Origin of the sequence: Microbacterium sp. NPDC087592 (genome assembly GCF_044743585.1) — a bacterium.
Classification (GTDB): domain Bacteria; phylum Actinomycetota; class Actinomycetes; order Actinomycetales; family Microbacteriaceae; genus Microbacterium.
Map to the genome: position 1 here is coordinate 109,283 of NZ_JBIUWT010000003.1, position 15,072 is coordinate 124,354.

Sequence of the window (15,072 nt, forward strand, 5' to 3'; positions counted from 1 at the left end):
CACCTCGGAGCGAGGGACCCGTCGGGAGACGCTCCCGGTCACTCAGAGCAACGCCGCGAGCGCCTTCTGCAGCTGGAGGGCGCCGATCACGAGGAGCAGAGCCGCGTTGAGCACGTGTGTGTTGCCGGCGATCCACGTGCGGACGCGGTCGAGCAGTGGCTGCGCGTCCCGTCCCCGCACGACGACGTACACGACGGGGAGAGCGATCGGGAGGGTGCCCACCACGACGAAGGCGGCTGCGACCCAGACTCCCGCGGCCGGATCCACGTCGGACAGGGTGATGTCGAGCGCGGCGATGATGGCGCAGGACGCGTCGACCGGGTTCAGGACGAAGAGCCCGATGCCGAGGAGGAGCGTGCGCCCGGGGCGGAAGGACTCCACCGAGTGCAGCCAGCCGGGGAGTTGGGGCGAGGCGGCCACGACATCGTGTGGCGTCGAAGCCGCCGCCATCCGCTGGATGTGCACCCGGCCCTTCCGATACACCCAGACGGCGGAGACGACGAGGAAGAGACCGACGAGCAGACGCACGAGCGGCACCCAGAGGGGCGGTTCGCCGCGTTGATGCACCTGCAGCACCGGGAACAGCCACAGGAAGAGTGCCATGAGTCCGGCGAGGCCGAGGAACCATCCGAGAAGATAGGCGATCCCATTGGCCCTTGCGTTCCGCGACAGCAGCACCGCGACGAGAGCCATGATCGCGAGCGGGCTCAACACCACGCCCAGAGCGACCGGGATGAGATCCAGGATCAGCTCGCCCATCTCCGTGCTCCTCTTCTCCGAGTTCGCCCTCGCCGGTCGGTGACGGGTCTAGAAGCTTCCGATGCCCTTGCCGATCATGGACACCCCGATCACGAGCAGCAGGACGGCCATGATGACGGCGTTCTCGGTGGCGAGCCAGCCGCGCAGGGCGTCGAGCGGGCCGCGGAGGCGATCGGCGGCGATGAGATAGCCGACCACCGGGACCAGGACGGTCGATGCGGCGATGAGGGTGTAGATGACGACCACCAGCACGATGGATCCGCCCGGAAGCGCCGCCGCGCCGATGTCGGTGCCGGCGCCCGCCGCCATGATCAGGTTCTTCGGGTTCACCGCCGACAGCAGGAAGCCGAGCCCCAGCGCGACCGGGAAGGTGATCGTGTCGATGGCCTTCATCCACTTCGGGAGGGCGGCCTCTTCACCGGCCTTCGGCCGCTTGCGCCACTGCCCGAAGGCCAGGACGAACAGGAGCAGACCGAGCACGAGCTGCACCACACCGCGGATCGGATGGGAGACGTCGGGGTCGTCCGCGGGGAGTATCGAGGACAGCAGGGTGAACACCGTGACCGCGGCCACGATGCCGACGAGCCAGCCGAGCAGGAACCCGACGCTGGTCACTCGCGCCTTCGGAGAGAGCAGCATCAGGATCGCGGCGATGATCGGTATGGGACTGATCGCGACGCCGAGTGCGAGCGGAAGCATGTCTCCGATGACGGTACCCATCACTGGCCTTCTTTCGGTAGGGATTCGCGTTCGGCCGATGGCGGCACCAGACGCGTGATGGCTGAGCGGTTGGTCGAATAGACGTCCTCCGACGTGAGCAACCCGAGGCTGGTCAGTCGGTGCAGCGTGTTCGGGCGGACCCTGCTGAACGAGAGCGACACCGACCGAGCCGCGAGCCACTCCTTGAGCGATGCGAACGATTCGGCGCCCGTGACGTCGACGTCGGTCACGGCCTCCATGTCGACGACGAGGTGCTGGACGGCCCCTTCGCCCGCCGAACGGATGGCGTCCTTCACCGCGGTGGAGAAGACTGCTCCGTTCGCGAAGAAGAGCGGGGCGGCCAGGCGGATGACGATCACCCCCGGAGCGGTCACGGTTCCGGCGGGGGCGTCCTCGAGCAGAGACTCGCCCGGATCGCCGCTGGATTCCAGGACGTCGATCGCGGGATTCGAAGCGCGTCGCGCGATGTTGATGAGCGCGAGCACGAACGCGACGAGGATGCCCGGGATCGAGCCGATGAACAGGGTGACGAGGAAGCAGGTCGCGCCGATCAGGAACTCGAACCGGTCCTTGCGCCACAGATCGATGAAGTCGCGGATCCCGAGGAGCGGGATGATCGCGACCCCGACGATGGCACCGATGGCGGGTGAGGGGATGTCCGCCAACAGTGCGGTGCCGAAGAGGAGGAGCAGGAGCGTTCCGACGGCGAGGATCAGTGCGGGGAACTGTGTGCGCGATCCCGCCTGGTCCATGGCGGCCGTGCGCGAAGTCGACGATCCGACGGCGAAGCTGCCCTGAGCTCCCGCAGCGACGTTGGCGATGCCGAACGCGAACAGGTCCCGGTTCGCATGGAACGGGTAGCCGTGCTTCTCGGAGTAGGAGCGCGAGACGAGGAGCCCCTCAGCGGTGGTGACCAGTGTCAGCGCGATCGCGGACGGAATCAGCGCGAGCCAGAGCGACCAGTCGATCATCGGCCAGGTCAGCTCGGGCGGACCCGCGGGGACTTCACCCAGAACGGCGACACCGCGTTGATCGAGACCCGTGAGGACGACCACGAGCGTCGTCGCCACGAGGACGATCAGCGCCCAGGGGATGGCGCGCAGGTACCGGCGTCCCAGCAGCAGGACCGCCACCGAGCAGACCGAGATCAGGACGGCCCAGAGATTGATGGTGGCGAGACCTCCGATGAGGTCGGCGACCTTACCCGTGAACTCCTTGCCGGAGTCGATCTTGACGCCGAGCATCTTCGCGACCTGACTGACCATGATGTCCAGTGCAAGGCCGCCGACGAATCCGACCAGGATCGGCTTCGAGAGGAAGTTCGCCAGGAATCCGAGCTTGAACACGGCGAGGAGTACGAACATGCCGCCGCAGATGATCGCCTGCGCGAGGGCGAGGGTCGCGTAATCGGCGCTGCCCGCCGCGGCGAGGCCACCGATCGACGAGGCGACGAGTGCGGCAGCCGCCGCATCAGGGGAGGCGACCAGCTGACGGGAGGAGACGACGAGGGCGTACACGATCGTCGGCACGATCAACGCGTACAGTCCCGCGGTCGGGGGAAGCCCGGCGATCTGCGCATATCCGATGTTCAAGGGGATGGCGATGGCGAGCAGCGTGACGCCGGCGGTCAGCTCCGTGAGGAAGTTGCGCCTCGTCAGCCCCGCGAGTGGACGTTGCACGTCGACTCCCTTCGGGAGCGCTCCGGACGAGCGCGTTCGCGTTCACGATCCCATCGTGGGGGTCGCGGCGACCATGCCGGGGTCGCAACCTCCTCCGGGTGATTTACCGAGACCATGGGTGCCCTTTCATCCGTTGCCACGCGCCCGGCGACGCCGATTCCGACCGCGCGCGACGGGACGCTGTTCCGGTTCGGGCTCCGGCGGCAGGGCCGTGTGGTCGCCGGAGAGCCAGCGCACCCACGTCGACTCAGGATCGCCCTCGAGGACCAGCGTGCGCACGAGCAGGGTGAGGGGGATGGAGAGGATCGCGCCGAGCGGTCCGATGATGAAGGTCCAGAAGATCACGGAGAAGAAGCTCAGCGTGAGGCTGAGGTCGACCGCGTCGCTGACGAACTTCGGCTGCACGAGCACTTGGAGGACCACGTTGACGATGCTGTAGACCGCGACGACGCCGAGGAGCAGCGGCCAGCCCCCGACCACGAAGGCGAGGATCGCCGGGGGGATGAGCCCGACCACGAAGCCGACGTTGGGGATGAAGTTCGTGACGAACGCGAGGATCGCCCACACCACTGGCGCCGGGATGCCCATCCACCACAGGGCCAGCCCGTCGATGACAGCCACGATCGCGCCGAAGGTGGCATTGACGATGTAATAGCGCCGGACGCCGGAGTTCAGGCGGGAGATCCGGGCGAGGGCGGCACCCTTCGTCGCGCCGAACAGGGCGGGCGCTCGACCGTAACGGGCCGCATCGATCGCCATGAAGATGATGTAGGCGCAGACGAAGAACAGCGCCGTCGCGACGCTGAGGACGGTGCCGCCGATGCTTCGTGCGACGCCGAGCAGCGTCTCGGGATCGAGGACCGAGGCTGCCGCGTCCGAGGCCTCCTCGTCGAGGCCGAGTGACTGCAACCACCCCACCACCTCTGCGGCGGTGTTCTCGAGACCGCCCTGCGACACCAGGTCGCCGATGAGTCGGGCGAACTGGGTGCCGGCGAGCCAGAGCAGAGCGCCCATCGACAGCAGTATCAGATAGGCGACGACGATGACCGCGGTCGTGCTCGCCCACTGCGGCCAACCGCGCCGATCGAGCGGGCGGCGAAGCGGCTCGCAGATGACGACGATCACGATGGCGAGTGCGATCGGCCCGAACAGATCACGCGCGAAGTACACGCCGGCCAGCGTCACCGCGCTCGCCGCGAGCAGAAGAAGCACGCGCAGACTGGGGGAGAGCATGCGATCGGTGGCGCGCTCGGGCGCAGGCGAGGGGTTCACGCGGCCAGCGTAGCCCGCGGTCTGACGGGAGCCCGGTCGCCTCGCGGACGGCGGACCGGCGGCCCGGGAGATCAGAACGGCTCCGGGGGCACGAGGGGCGGGGGCCCCTGCTGCGGCGTGACCACGGCTTGCAGCCCCGACGCCTCGAGAGCCTCCGCGACGCCGCGCACGGTGTCGGAGATCACGGCACTGCCGTGCAGTGGGTGGTGCCAGATCTGGAGGGTGAGCGTCCAGCGAGTGGGCGAGATCGCGGCGACGCGCACGGTCGGGTGTTCGCGGGTGTGCACGCCGTCGACACCGCTCGCCGCATCCGTGATGGTCGTGACCGCGTCGTCCAGGTCGAGCCCCGTTGACCGCGCGATGCGGATGTCGACGTCGCTTCGGCGCGCGCCGTGACGCGAGTCGTTCACCAGGACCCCGGTGAGCAGCGCGGCGTTCGGCACGTGCACCGTGCGGCCGTCGACCGTCGTGAGGATGACCGAGCGACCGTTGAGCTCCTGCACGGTGCCCCGGATCACCCCGTCGGGGCCGTCGATGCCGATCTCCTCGCCGATCTTCACCGACTGACGGGACTGGATCAGGACCCCGGCAGCGAAGTTGTCCGCGACACCGCGCAGCACCAGGACCAGGACGATCGCGGCGATGACCGTCATCGCGAGCAGAGGCTGCACGTTCGCGCCGAGGAACGCCAGCCCGACCCCGATCCCGACCAGGAGCAGCGCGTACTGCGTGAAGCGCGCAGCCAGCTGCGAGACGGAGTCGGAGATTCCCGGGGTCCGCGCCGCCAACTTCAGCACGCCCTTGCGAGCGAGCCGCGAGAGCAGCCAGCCGATCAGCACCGACAGCAGCGCGAGCACGATCTGCCACCCCGACAGGCCCTCCGGGAACAGGTCGCCCAGCGTCACGATCGCCGTCCGCTCGACGTCTGCCCCACGCTCCTCGACCTCATCCGACAAGCATGCGCGACGCGTCTCCCCGGAGACCACGACACTCATCCTCAACGGGTGAGCACGGCGCGACACACGTGCGGCAGGGCAGGACGGCCTGCTCGGGGAGTCCATCGGGCGCGCTTCACGGAGCCGCATCGCCCCGAAGGGATGAGCCGCTCTCGCCGGTGGTGCAGCGGAGAAGGAGACTGAGCTCATGTCGTCGACGCCAGCAGGCCACGATCTCCTCACGGAAGCCCGCTCCCGCGGGGCCACACGAGAGCGCGCTCGGGAAGCCATCGGGCTCCAGATCTCGATCTTCGCGTTCGTCCTCGCCGCCCTCGTCGCACTGCCCGTGTTCCGGCTGCAGTCCGCGCCGATCGCGGGTCCCGACTCGCTCGGACAGTTCGCGGCGCTGATGTCGGCGGTGACGGCGATCGTCGTCTTCGTGCTCGGGCGTGTCATCGCGGCCGACCCGGCGCGGCGCGGCCGACTCGGGGTGCTCGACATCGTCGACATCGCCGCGTTCGCCTTCGCGCACGCCATGATCGCGCTACTCGGGTGGACCCTGGCGGCGACGATCGTCGAGGCGGGACTCATCGGCGCTGCGGTGTTCCCGGTACCTGTGCTGATGCTGGCCGGTGCCGCGGCCGCATTGACCGCATACGTGACCTACTACTCCGCCACGCACCTCGACCTGCAGCTGCTGGCCACGGTTCTCGCCGTGTTCCTCGTGCTGGGAGTGCTCGCGAGCATGCTCACGGCGAGCGACCCGCAGTGGTGGAAGGAGAACCTGAGCGCTCTCGGCATGACGGACGACCTCTCCGCCCGGGCCTTCAACCTCACCCTGACCGTCGCCGGGATCCTGGTGACGACGCTGGCCCGCTACGCGACGAAGGGGATTCCGACGCCTCATCCGCGCGGGGCCGCCTCGGTGCGCACGTGCCTCGTGATCGTCGGCATCTTCCTCGGTCTGGTGGGGGTGTTCCCCGTGGATGAGCACTTCGCCCTGCACACCGGGGTGGCTTCGGGGATGGTGGTCGCCTACGCGGTGCTGATCATCGCCGTCCGGTGGTGGGTGCCGGGCGTCTCGCGCACGTTCCTGCTCGTCGGCTACGTCTTCACCCTTCTGATCCTGCTGCTCGCGGTGTTCTTCGCCGTCGGCTACTACACCCTGACCGCGGTCGAGCTGGTGGCGGGGACGGTCGTCTTCACGTGGATCATCCTGTTCATCCGCACCGCCGACGCACTCAAACGCGACGCCGGGAGAGGTCTCGCGGACTGAAAGATCACCCGGAGGATGCCCTTGAGGGCGGGGCGCCGACGCCACTAGCTTTGGTGCCATGTCGCCCCCCGTACGATCGACGACGCCGGGACCCGTGGTGCGCTTCCGCCCACCGGGGCCCCAACCGGGTGCCATCCGCCGGGAAAGGGTGAGCACCGCGATCGCCGATGCAGCGGCGATCGACCCGCTGACGGTCGTCAGCGCGCCGAGTGGCTTCGGCAAGACGACCGCGGTCGCCGACTGGGCTTCCGGGCTCGAGCAGGTCGCCTGGCTCAGCCTCAGTTCCTTCGACTCCGACCCTTCGCGTCTGACGTACGGCGTCGTGCATGCTCTGCTCGTCGGCGCCGAGCGTGCGGGGCGTCCACTCGCACTCGCGCGGGACCTCGACGATCCCGAGCATGCCTATCAGGAGATCTGCGGCGCCCTCGAGGCGATCGACACCCCCATGCACCTGATCGTCGACGACGCGCACCGCGCCGGTGAGAGCTGGCGCACCGGGCTCCTCGGCATGCTCGCGGAGCAGGCACCCGAGAATCTCCAAGTCGTGCTGGTCGGGACGACGCTGCTCGAGGTCACCCTCTCGCGGCATCGACTCACGCATCCTGCTTCCTTCGTCGGTGTGGACACGCTCAGCTTCACGGCCCCGGAGGTCAAGCTCCTGCGCACCGCAGACGGAGCCGGGCTCGCTGCCGAGACGATCTTCGCGGAGTCCAGAGGGTGGCCGATCGCCGTGCGGCTCATGATGATCGGCGGTGCCCGACCCGACGCCCGCGCACAGAGCGCGTCGAGCTTCCTCGGGACCTACGTCCGCGAACACGTGCTCGGGGCGCTGCCGGCCGAGATCGCCGACTTCGTGCTCGACGGCAGCGTCTGCGGCGAGCTGACTCCCGAGCTCGCCGCCGCCGTGACCGAACGTCCGGATGCGGCAGAGCTGCTGGAGACGTGCGTGCGGCTCGGTCTTTTCCTCGATCGTTTCGAGGGTCCGCACGGCGTCGTCTACCGGTGGCACACCTCGTTCGCCAAGCAGTGCGCCGACATCGTCGCGCTCGACACCGCTCGGGCTGCGGCCTGCCATCGCCGCGCCGCCATCGCGCTCGAGGCGACGGACCCCACCGCCTCGATCGCGCACTCGCTTCGTGCGGGAGATGCGGAGATCGCGAGGGAGACGCTGCTGCACCACTGGCTCGGCCTCGTGGTCGGTGCCCGCGCGGCGGAGATCGAGCAGACGGCGATCGACATGTTGCGCCGTACGCCCGACGACGCGCAGGTGCTCCTGGTGCGTGCGTGCGCAAGCGATGTGCTCGGCGACCATCGCGTCGCGCGCGAGCTCTTCCGGCGCGCAGAGGCGATGATCGCGCGCACCGGCGACGGGACGGAGCCCGCGGTCCTGCAGATCGCGCGGCTGTTCATCACCGACGAGCGGTCAGAGGTCGCTGAAGCGAGTGCGAAGGTGCGGCAGATGCTCCTCGACGCGGATTCGACCGAGCTCGGAGACCGCGCGGCACTCAACTATCTCCTCGGGTGGACCGAGATCCGGCACCGCGGTAACCCGATGATCCCGCTCGAGTACTTCTCGGCCGCGGCGAGGGAGGCGCAGAGCTCCGGCGATCGCGAACTCGCGAAGCGGTCCTTGGGGCATCTCGCCTTCGGCCAGACCTGGGCGGGTCGCCTCGTCGATGCGAGGTCATCGCTGGCCGCGGCACATCATGAGGATGACGTGAGTCTTCCCTGGAGCACCTACGCCGGAGGAAGCGCCGCCGCAGCCGCCGGGTACGTCGCGTACTGGTCGGGGGAGTTCGATGAAGCGATGCGGGCTTTCGGGACGGTGATCGCCAACGGGAGTTCCGACCGTTCCTTCACCGGCGTGGCGCGGATGATGATCGCGTACACGGCGGCTGAGACCGGTGATGTCCCGACATGCCGTCGCGCGGCGATCGGCGTGCAGGACATCCCGCTCGAGGTCGTCCACGGTATCTCCTGGCCGGCATTTCGGGAATCGTCCGTCGCGGTTCTCGAGGAGGCGGTCGGTCGACAGGACCGCGCGTTGCGGATCGCCAGGAAGTACATCCACTGCCCGGACCTGCCGGTCGTGAACGTCACGCTCGCCGGTGTGCTGCGCCGCGCCGGTGACTACCCCGCAGCTCTGGAGATGCTGCGATCGCTGCGGGCGTTCAGCGAGGTGTCGTACGTGAAGACCGCGACCCTGATCACCGCCGCCGTGCTGCGCCGTCACACCGGGCACCACGACGAGGCGCACGAGTTGTGCGAAGCCGCGGTCGCGGTCGCCTCCGGGGAGAACATCCGGCTGCCGTTCGGACCGCGTGAGGCGGCGGTGCGAAAGCTGCTGGGCGAGCACGTGCATTTCGGCACGCAGTTCGAGGACTTCATCGGTCGATGCCTCGCCAACGACGCCGCCGGCTCGCTGGTGGAGACGCTCTCGGAGCGGGAGCGCGATGTGTTCCAGCAGTTGCAGACGGCGCGCACACTGCACGAGATCGCTCGGGAGCTGGCCGTGTCGATCAACACGGTGAAGACCCACCAGCGCGCCATCTACCGGAAGCTCGGGGTGTCCTCCCGCCGAGAGGCCGTGCGGACGACCGTCTGACCCCGCGCCGCGTTCCGCGCCCGCCGACGCGTCAGGGCTGGCGCAGCGCCGATGCGAGAACCGTGTTCGCGATCGAGGCGGGGATGGGTTGGGTCGCGAGGATCCGATCACCCCGACGGTCGACATCGCGGGAGAAGCACTCACTCCAGGTCGGCTCGACGAGGATGAGTGCTGCGAGGGAGCCGATGGGGAGCCCGGATGCGAAGTGCCGGGCGTCGTCTTCGCAGACGAGACCCGGGGTGTCCAGACCGAGACCGGCGAGGGTGAACTCATCGGCGTCGATCTCGATGAGGTGCCAGTCATCCGCGCCGAGCCGGCGGATGAGAAGGAAGTCCAGAAGGCGGATGGCGCCGCTCTCCACCTGTCGGAGCAGGGCTTCGAGGATGTCGGGGCTGAGGCGGTCGTCCTCCAGGCGCACGACGACGAATTCGACGTCGCCGAGCGCCTGCAGGGACATATCGACCACCTCAGCCACGATGTCAGCTCAGCGCGCGCGTCTTGATGGCGGCGAACTCGTCGGGAGTGATCGTTCCCGCCGCGAGGAGCTTCGACGCCTTGTCGATCTCATCGCTGGGACTGGATCCGGCGACGCTGCGGATGTAGGAGTCGGCAGCGTGCTGCTGCTCCCGGTACGCCGAGACGCTGCGTTCGCCCATTCCCTTGCCGCGTGCGATGAGGTAGACGAGCGCCGTGAGGAAGGGCACGAAGATGAGGAAGATGATCCACACGGCCTTCCACCACCCGTTGAGGGCGTGATCCCGGAACAGGTCGGCCACGATGTTGAAGAGCACCATCAGGTAGGAGATGAACACGAAGACCCAGAAGAACCACCAGATGATGTCCCAGAAGCTTTCCCAAATGGACACTTCGGACCCCTTTCGTTGAGTTACTGCGTACGGCGATAGTGACAGTGCCTCCACGGGCGCGGGAAAGCCGCTCACCCCTAGCGGGCGACCCCCGTGCCCAGCAGGTCGAGCCGCCGGACGACGAAGTTCTCATCCGATCGGGGTGAGGGCGGCGATCGCCCCGATCGCGGCAGTGCGAACATGGCCGCAGAGTCCCGGTACGTCGTCGCCGGGAGAAGGGACACTCCATGAATGACTTCCGATTCGGCCCCGCCGAGTTCTACCTCGTCGGGTTCGAGGGCGATCGTCCAGACCCGGCGACGTTCCGCGCGCTGACCGACCTCGTCGACAGCGGGGTCGTGCGATTGCTCGACTTCGTCCTGCTGTCGAAGTCGGCGGCAGGGGAAGTGGAGATCGTCGAGCTCGACACGGATGACGACTCCCTCGGACTCGACGACTTCGAGCCGATCGCCGCCGGGCTGGCCGGCGAAGAGGACGTGGAGGCCCTCGCGAGCGCTCTCGCCCCCGGTCAGTCCGCTGCCGTCGTCGTCCTGGAACTCGCTTTCGCCCGCACGCTCGCGCAGAACCTCGCCGCCTCCGGCGGTCAGGTGCTCCGCAGTGAGCGCGTACCGGCACCCGTCGTGAACGCCATGATGGACATCCTCGATCAGGAAGGTGAATGACATGCCCTTGAGAAGATTCGGTCGCCCCGGACTGATCGGACTGGCCGCCAGGACCGCCGTGGTGGCGGGAACGGCGTCGGCGGTCGGCGGTGCGATGTCACGGCATCAGCAGGAGCGTGCGCAGGGGCAGTACGAGCAGCAGCAGTACGAAGCCGCTCAGCAGCAGGCGCAGGTCGACGCCGCCGCGCAGAACGCGGCAGCCCAGTATTCGGCTCCGCCGGTACAGGCGGGTGCGCCGGCCGGGACGGATGATCTGATCGCGAAGCTGCAGCAGCTGGCGTCGCTGAAGGACGCCGGAGTGCTGTCCGAGACGGAGTTCGCTGCGGCGAAGCAGAAGCTCCTGAGTTGAGAGGCCTGGCCGTCGTCGGCACACGCGAGCGACGCGACCCCACGAGGAGGAGAGCTAATGAGCGAACTGGATGATCTGCGAGCCCGGGTGCTCCTCCTCGAACAGGAGAACCAGACACTCAAGAGCGAGACCCGCGAGAAGCCTCGTCGACGACCGGTGGGCAGGAGCATCGTCGCCGGAATCGTGCTCGCCGTGGCGGTGCTGCTCGCGCCGATCGCGGCGATGGGAACGTGGGCGCGCCTGCAGCTGGTCGACGCCGATCGGTTCGTGGCGACGTTCGCGCCCCTGGCCGAGGATCCGGACGTGCAGGACTTCGTCGCCGCTCAGGCCAGCGCCGCTATCCAGGAGCAGGTCGACCTCACGGCTGTGGTCGGCGAGGTGTTCGACGGACTACGCGAGCTCGATCTGCCGCCGCGCGCGGCATCGGCGCTGACCCTCCTGGAGGCGCCGGCGGCGAGCGGACTGACATCCCTCGTCGACGGGGTGATCCACGACGTCGTCGCCTCGGACCAGTTCGCCGATATCTGGGCGCAGTCGCTGCGCTTCACCCACGAGCGCGCTGTCGCGATCATGCAGAACAGCCCGGACACCGCGCTGCAGCTGGCGGACGACGGGGTGCTCTCGATCGACCTCGGCCTCGTCGTCGAGCGGGTCAAGTCGGTGCTGACCGAGCGCGGTGTCGGCTTCGCCGATCTGATCCCGGAGATCGACCGATCGATCCCGATCGCCCAGGCGGACGCTCTGGTGCTCGTGCGGACCGTCTACCAGATCGCCGTCGCCGCAGGGTTCTGGCTGCCCTGGGTCGTGCTCGGCCTCGTGGTCGCCGGCATCCTGATCGCCCGGAACCGCCCGCGCGCGCTCTTCTGGACCAGTGCCGCGTTCGCGGTCGCCTTCCTCCTGCTCTCCGCAGGCATGGGCATCGGGCGGACGTTCTTCATCGGGGCCGTGAGCCCGTCGATCATGACGTCGGCCGCCGCACAAGCCCTGTTCGACGAGGTCACCTCGCTGCTCAGCTCGACGATCGTCGCGCTGGCGATGGTCGGCGTGCTCATCGCGGTGTGGGCGTGGCTCGCCGGTTCGAGCCGCAGCGCCGGGGCCACTCGTGGTGTCCTCGAGAGCGGCTTCTCCGCGGTGCGCGGGACCTGGGAGCGACGGGGACTGTCCACTGGACGATTCGGTCTCGCGGTGGATAGGTTCCACGGACCCATCGTCATCGTCGGCATGGCTCTCGCACTGCTCATCCTGATCGTGACGCGACCCGTCTCGTTCGGGACGGTGGTCGGCGTGACGATCGGACTGATCGTCTTCATGATCCTGATCGAGCTGCTGCGGCGCCCGACCGCGGAGGCGGATCCCCTGGATGCCCCGGGGACGCCCGAGACGGATGGCATGGGGATCGAGACCGCCGACCCGGAATCTCCGGTGGTCACCGCCGCTTCGTGAGCGGCCACGCGGAGGATGCCCGGAGAGCCGCGCTCCCGGGCATCCTCCTGCGTCGTTCAGGCGCCGTCGACCTCTGAAGCGGCCTGGGGGAACACCGTCGCCCAGTCGTCCTTGACGCTCACGACGGTGTACCCGGCGTCGTCGGCGGCAGCGAGCGCCTTCTCCGCGCCCGCGTCGTAGGGTGCGTCGCCGCGGTCGGGGTCGTCGTGGTGGATCAGGATCGCGAATCCGGGGCGGGGTCCCTTGCGGGCGAAGTCGAGCATGGCCGTGTCGCCGTTCGAGTTGCCGCCGGCGAACAGCGGCCGACGGCCGATGCGGCTCCAGATGCGCACCGGCTTCTCGGGCCCGTCGTCGAAGAATGCGAGGGATGACGAGTACTTCACGGTCGCGTCGGCGCCGTCCCAGGTGAGACCGAATGCCGAGCCCACGACGCGCTCCGGCGGGATGCCGTAGTTGGCCTGCGTCATCGGTCGCATGAAGTCGCGCTCGCCGCCCGACACGATGTAGCAGGTGAAGCCGTGCCCCTCCAGATACCGGAGCAGCTCGACCATCGGCTGGTACACAGCGTCGGCGTACGGCCGCTTCAGGGCCGGATGCTGCGCCGTGCGATAGAACTCCCCGACAGAGAGCGCGTAGTCCTCCACGCTCATTCCATCGGTGAGGCCGACGAGCGCCTGGATGATGGTCTTCAGATCGGAGTCGTCACCGCTGTAGTGCTTGTCGATCGCCGTGCTCAGCCAGCCGAAGTCGCCGCTCACCGCGGCGAGGTACGGTTGCCGCTCCGCGAGCTCCGGCGCACGTTCCGCAGCCGAGCGCCATTGCTCGACCACGTAGTGCAGTTGCGTGGGCATCGGCTTCTCCGACCACAGTGTGCCGTCGTTGTCGAACACGGCGATGCGCTCCTCGACCGGCACCGCATCCGGGCCCTCCGTGACGGAGGCGACGAAGGCCTCGATGTCTCTGCGCGTCCGGGTGTCGCGCCAGGAGGGGAGAGAGCTGTGATCGGTCATGTCGGGTCCTCGCGTCTCGATGAGTGGGCGGCAATCGCCTCCAGGGTCGCACCCGCGGTGTCGTCGCACAGTCATCGGTCACCCGGTGGGGGCGATGCCGTCGACCGTAGGGCCGCCATGTGTACTTCCAGCCGGGTCACCGTCGGTCGAGGATCCGTACTGAATCACCGCGAGGCCGAAATCGCAAGGGGGTCATGTGCGGGGATGGCTCCACCTAGTGTGAAAGCGCCGCCACGGACCCGGCGGCGAAGCATCCGGACGAGTCGAGGGAGTGACCATGAAGACACTCATCACCCAGGTCGGAAGCTATCTGACCGGCGACGCGACGGCCGATGCGGTGGTGCAGTACTGGCTGGCGTTGACGGAGGAGCGACGTACCGACGTCGTCGACATCCCCATCGTCGGGTCGGGCGGCGAGCGTTCGTACGTCCGTCTTGCGCTCGGAACGATGCTTCCCATCGCCGTGGTCGACGCCGGCCTGGCACCGGAGCTCGATGACGACGAAGGCGCAGCGAGACGACTGCTCGCGCGTGCGCACGCGCTCACGCCGAAGGCCGGACCGGCGTTCGAGCCGGGCGACGAGCCGGAGTCGCCGGACGGGTACGACTCCGCCCTGATGTGACGAGGTGGGTGACGCGCGGGCGGTTCGGAAGATAGCCGCTTCGTCCGGTGCGCTCAACCCCCTGCTCCTCATCGTCCGGTCGGGTGAGACTGATCGTGGTCGCCGATTCGGCGACGAAGACGCCGAGACGAAGGAGGAGAGATGGAATCGACACCGGATGGCGTTTCGGAAGTCGGAGCGGATGCCGTGCAGCCGCTGCGCGATGCGGATGCCACAGCCGTCGGGGACGGCCGTGACCCGGCTCAGGCCGAGTGGGAGCAGACGACGGCGCTCGATGGAGGGGCGACCGACGATGTGCTCGACCCGGCGACCGCCACGGGCGCCGACCCGGATGAGCTCGCTGCTCCAGACGACGAGGTACCCGCGGATGACCTTCCCCGATCCGCGTTGCAGCCGGAGAGCCAGGGGGACGACCCCCTCCTTGCCGAAATCGGTGAGGACGGCGAGGGCGACCTCGGGACCGGAGACATCTGATGAACGCGCTGCGGATAGTCACGAGGTCGAAGAACGGCCAGTGGGTGAATGAGGTCGAGAGCGCTCCGGAACTCTCGCGCAGCTACAGCAGCCGCGACGAGGCGATCGAGGAGGGTGAGGCGCTCGCCGCGGAGCGCGGCGCGAAGCACGTCGTCGAAGACAGCGAGCCGACGGGAACGATCACCGACGGCGGTGCGCCGGAGGATGATGTGGCTGTCGTGGGGGAGAAGCCTTCCACCGGGGCGGGGACGGACACGACGGACGAGAACGGGTTCCCGCTGGAGAACCCGTCCGGCTGATCCGCGTGAGGGAGTGCGTCAGCCGTCGGCGTCGCCACGTGCACAACGACGAAACCCCGCCTGGATCAGGCGGGGTTTCGTCGTTGTGCAGTTGGTCTGTG

At 68.5% G+C, this 15,072-nt stretch carries 16 protein-coding genes; 8 read left to right on the forward strand and 8 right to left on the reverse strand.

Features of this window, described 5'->3' with window-relative positions:
- Positions 1-42: 42 nt before the first annotated feature.
- From ACIOTO_RS16850 to ACIOTO_RS16870, 5 genes are all read right to left on the reverse strand, one after another.
- Positions 43-759 carry a GAP family protein gene (locus tag ACIOTO_RS16850; protein WP_400858672.1) on the reverse strand — a complete coding sequence of 239 codons (717 nt, stop codon included), beginning with the start codon at positions 757-759 and terminating at the stop codon, positions 43-45.
- Between the two features lie 48 nt (positions 760-807).
- Positions 808-1,479, reverse strand: coding sequence for a GAP family protein (locus ACIOTO_RS16855; protein WP_400858673.1), 672 nt, complete (start codon positions 1,477-1,479; stop codon positions 808-810).
- Complete coding sequence (locus ACIOTO_RS16860; RefSeq protein ID WP_400858674.1) at positions 1,479-3,158, reverse strand: SulP family inorganic anion transporter; 1,680 nt, start codon at positions 3,156-3,158, stop codon at positions 1,479-1,481. The genes ACIOTO_RS16855 and ACIOTO_RS16860 overlap by 1 nt, the downstream gene beginning before the upstream one ends.
- 126 nt (positions 3,159-3,284) lie before the next feature.
- Entirely contained in the window at positions 3,285-4,430 is a 1,146-nt protein-coding gene (locus ACIOTO_RS16865; RefSeq protein WP_372467096.1) for an AI-2E family transporter, read from the reverse strand.
- Positions 4,431-4,501: 71 nt separating this feature from the next.
- Positions 4,502-5,425 carry a mechanosensitive ion channel family protein gene (locus tag ACIOTO_RS16870; RefSeq protein WP_400858675.1) on the reverse strand — a complete coding sequence of 308 codons (924 nt, stop codon included), beginning with the start codon at positions 5,423-5,425 and terminating at the stop codon, positions 4,502-4,504.
- Between the two features lie 148 nt (positions 5,426-5,573).
- On the opposite strand from ACIOTO_RS16870, the gene ACIOTO_RS16875 reads away from it, so the two are divergent.
- Together ACIOTO_RS16875 and ACIOTO_RS16880 are read left to right on the forward strand one after the other, a co-directional pair.
- Entirely contained in the window at positions 5,574-6,641 is a 1,068-nt protein-coding gene (locus ACIOTO_RS16875) for a DUF998 domain-containing protein (RefSeq protein ID WP_400858676.1), read from the forward strand.
- Between the two features lie 148 nt (positions 6,642-6,789).
- Positions 6,790-9,246, forward strand: a complete 2,457-nt coding sequence (locus tag ACIOTO_RS16880) for a LuxR C-terminal-related transcriptional regulator (protein WP_400858677.1) — start codon at positions 6,790-6,792, stop codon at positions 9,244-9,246.
- 31 nt (positions 9,247-9,277) lie between these two features.
- Here the strand turns inward: ACIOTO_RS16880 and ACIOTO_RS16885 are convergent, their stop codons facing one another.
- Together ACIOTO_RS16885 and ACIOTO_RS16890 are read right to left on the reverse strand one after the other, a co-directional pair.
- Entirely contained in the window at positions 9,278-9,703 is a 426-nt protein-coding gene (locus ACIOTO_RS16885; RefSeq protein ID WP_400858854.1) for a DUF6325 family protein, read from the reverse strand.
- 22 nt (positions 9,704-9,725) lie between these two features.
- Positions 9,726-10,112, reverse strand: a complete 387-nt coding sequence (locus ACIOTO_RS16890; protein WP_029261891.1) for an SHOCT domain-containing protein — start codon at positions 10,110-10,112, stop codon at positions 9,726-9,728.
- A gap of 227 nt (positions 10,113-10,339) precedes the next feature.
- Here ACIOTO_RS16890 and ACIOTO_RS16895 point away from each other — a divergent pair, with 227 nt between their 5' ends.
- The 3 genes from ACIOTO_RS16895 to ACIOTO_RS16905 are packed head-to-tail and all read left to right on the forward strand — an operon-like array spanning position 10,340 to position 12,566.
- The gene (locus ACIOTO_RS16895; RefSeq protein ID WP_400858678.1) at positions 10,340-10,774 is read left to right on the forward strand and encodes a DUF6325 family protein; all 435 of its coding nucleotides are present in this window, start codon (positions 10,340-10,342) and stop codon (positions 10,772-10,774) included.
- A gap of 1 nt (position 10,775) precedes the next feature.
- Entirely contained in the window at positions 10,776-11,123 is a 348-nt protein-coding gene (locus tag ACIOTO_RS16900) for an SHOCT domain-containing protein (protein ID WP_400858679.1), read from the forward strand.
- Positions 11,124-11,180: 57 nt separating this feature from the next.
- Complete coding sequence (locus ACIOTO_RS16905; protein ID WP_400858680.1) at positions 11,181-12,566, forward strand: hypothetical protein; 1,386 nt, start codon at positions 11,181-11,183, stop codon at positions 12,564-12,566.
- 56 nt (positions 12,567-12,622) lie between these two features.
- Here ACIOTO_RS16905 and ACIOTO_RS16910 read toward each other — a convergent pair whose 3' ends face one another.
- Complete coding sequence (locus ACIOTO_RS16910) at positions 12,623-13,576, reverse strand: HAD family hydrolase (RefSeq protein ID WP_400858682.1); 954 nt, start codon at positions 13,574-13,576, stop codon at positions 12,623-12,625.
- 277 nt (positions 13,577-13,853) lie between these two features.
- On the opposite strand from ACIOTO_RS16910, the gene ACIOTO_RS16915 reads away from it, so the two are divergent.
- The 3 genes from ACIOTO_RS16915 to ACIOTO_RS16925 all read left to right on the forward strand — a co-directional run bounded on the left by ACIOTO_RS16915 (position 13,854) and on the right by ACIOTO_RS16925 (position 14,971).
- Positions 13,854-14,198, forward strand: coding sequence for a hypothetical protein (locus tag ACIOTO_RS16915; protein WP_400858683.1), 345 nt, complete (start codon positions 13,854-13,856; stop codon positions 14,196-14,198).
- 141 nt (positions 14,199-14,339) lie between these two features.
- Entirely contained in the window at positions 14,340-14,672 is a 333-nt protein-coding gene (locus ACIOTO_RS16920) for a sugar ABC transporter ATPase (RefSeq protein ID WP_105709719.1), read from the forward strand.
- Positions 14,672-14,971: a DUF2188 domain-containing protein gene (locus tag ACIOTO_RS16925; protein ID WP_081860039.1), complete on the forward strand. Its 300-nt coding sequence runs from the start codon at positions 14,672-14,674 to the stop codon at positions 14,969-14,971. The genes ACIOTO_RS16920 and ACIOTO_RS16925 overlap by 1 nt, the downstream gene beginning before the upstream one ends.
- Positions 14,972-15,072 lie beyond the last annotated feature (101 nt).

What these genes read in the sequence shown, in the direction of transcription:
- ACIOTO_RS16850 (WP_400858672.1), bottom strand. Translation starts at nt 759, where the DNA reads ATGGGCGAGCTGATCCTGGATCTCATCCCGGTCGCTCTGGGCGTGGTG.
- ACIOTO_RS16855 (WP_400858673.1), bottom strand. Translation starts at nt 1,479, where the DNA reads ATGGGTACCGTCATCGGAGACATGCTTCCGCTCGCACTCGGCGTCGCG.
- ACIOTO_RS16870 (WP_400858675.1), bottom strand. Translation starts at nt 5,425, where the DNA reads ATGAGTGTCGTGGTCTCCGGGGAGACGCGTCGCGCATGCTTGTCGGAT.
- ACIOTO_RS16875 (WP_400858676.1), top strand. Translation starts at nt 5,574, where the DNA reads ATGTCGTCGACGCCAGCAGGCCACGATCTCCTCACGGAAGCCCGCTCC.
- ACIOTO_RS16885 (WP_400858854.1), bottom strand. Translation starts at nt 9,703, where the DNA reads ATGTCCCTGCAGGCGCTCGGCGACGTCGAATTCGTCGTCGTGCGCCTG.
- ACIOTO_RS16895 (WP_400858678.1), top strand. Translation starts at nt 10,340, where the DNA reads ATGAATGACTTCCGATTCGGCCCCGCCGAGTTCTACCTCGTCGGGTTC.
- ACIOTO_RS16900 (WP_400858679.1), top strand. Translation starts at nt 10,776, where the DNA reads ATGCCCTTGAGAAGATTCGGTCGCCCCGGACTGATCGGACTGGCCGCC.
- ACIOTO_RS16905 (WP_400858680.1), top strand. Translation starts at nt 11,181, where the DNA reads ATGAGCGAACTGGATGATCTGCGAGCCCGGGTGCTCCTCCTCGAACAG.
- ACIOTO_RS16910 (WP_400858682.1), bottom strand. Translation starts at nt 13,576, where the DNA reads ATGACCGATCACAGCTCTCTCCCCTCCTGGCGCGACACCCGGACGCGC.
- ACIOTO_RS16915 (WP_400858683.1), top strand. Translation starts at nt 13,854, where the DNA reads ATGAAGACACTCATCACCCAGGTCGGAAGCTATCTGACCGGCGACGCG.
- ACIOTO_RS16920 (WP_105709719.1), top strand. Translation starts at nt 14,340, where the DNA reads ATGGAATCGACACCGGATGGCGTTTCGGAAGTCGGAGCGGATGCCGTG.
- ACIOTO_RS16925 (WP_081860039.1), top strand. Translation starts at nt 14,672, where the DNA reads ATGAACGCGCTGCGGATAGTCACGAGGTCGAAGAACGGCCAGTGGGTG.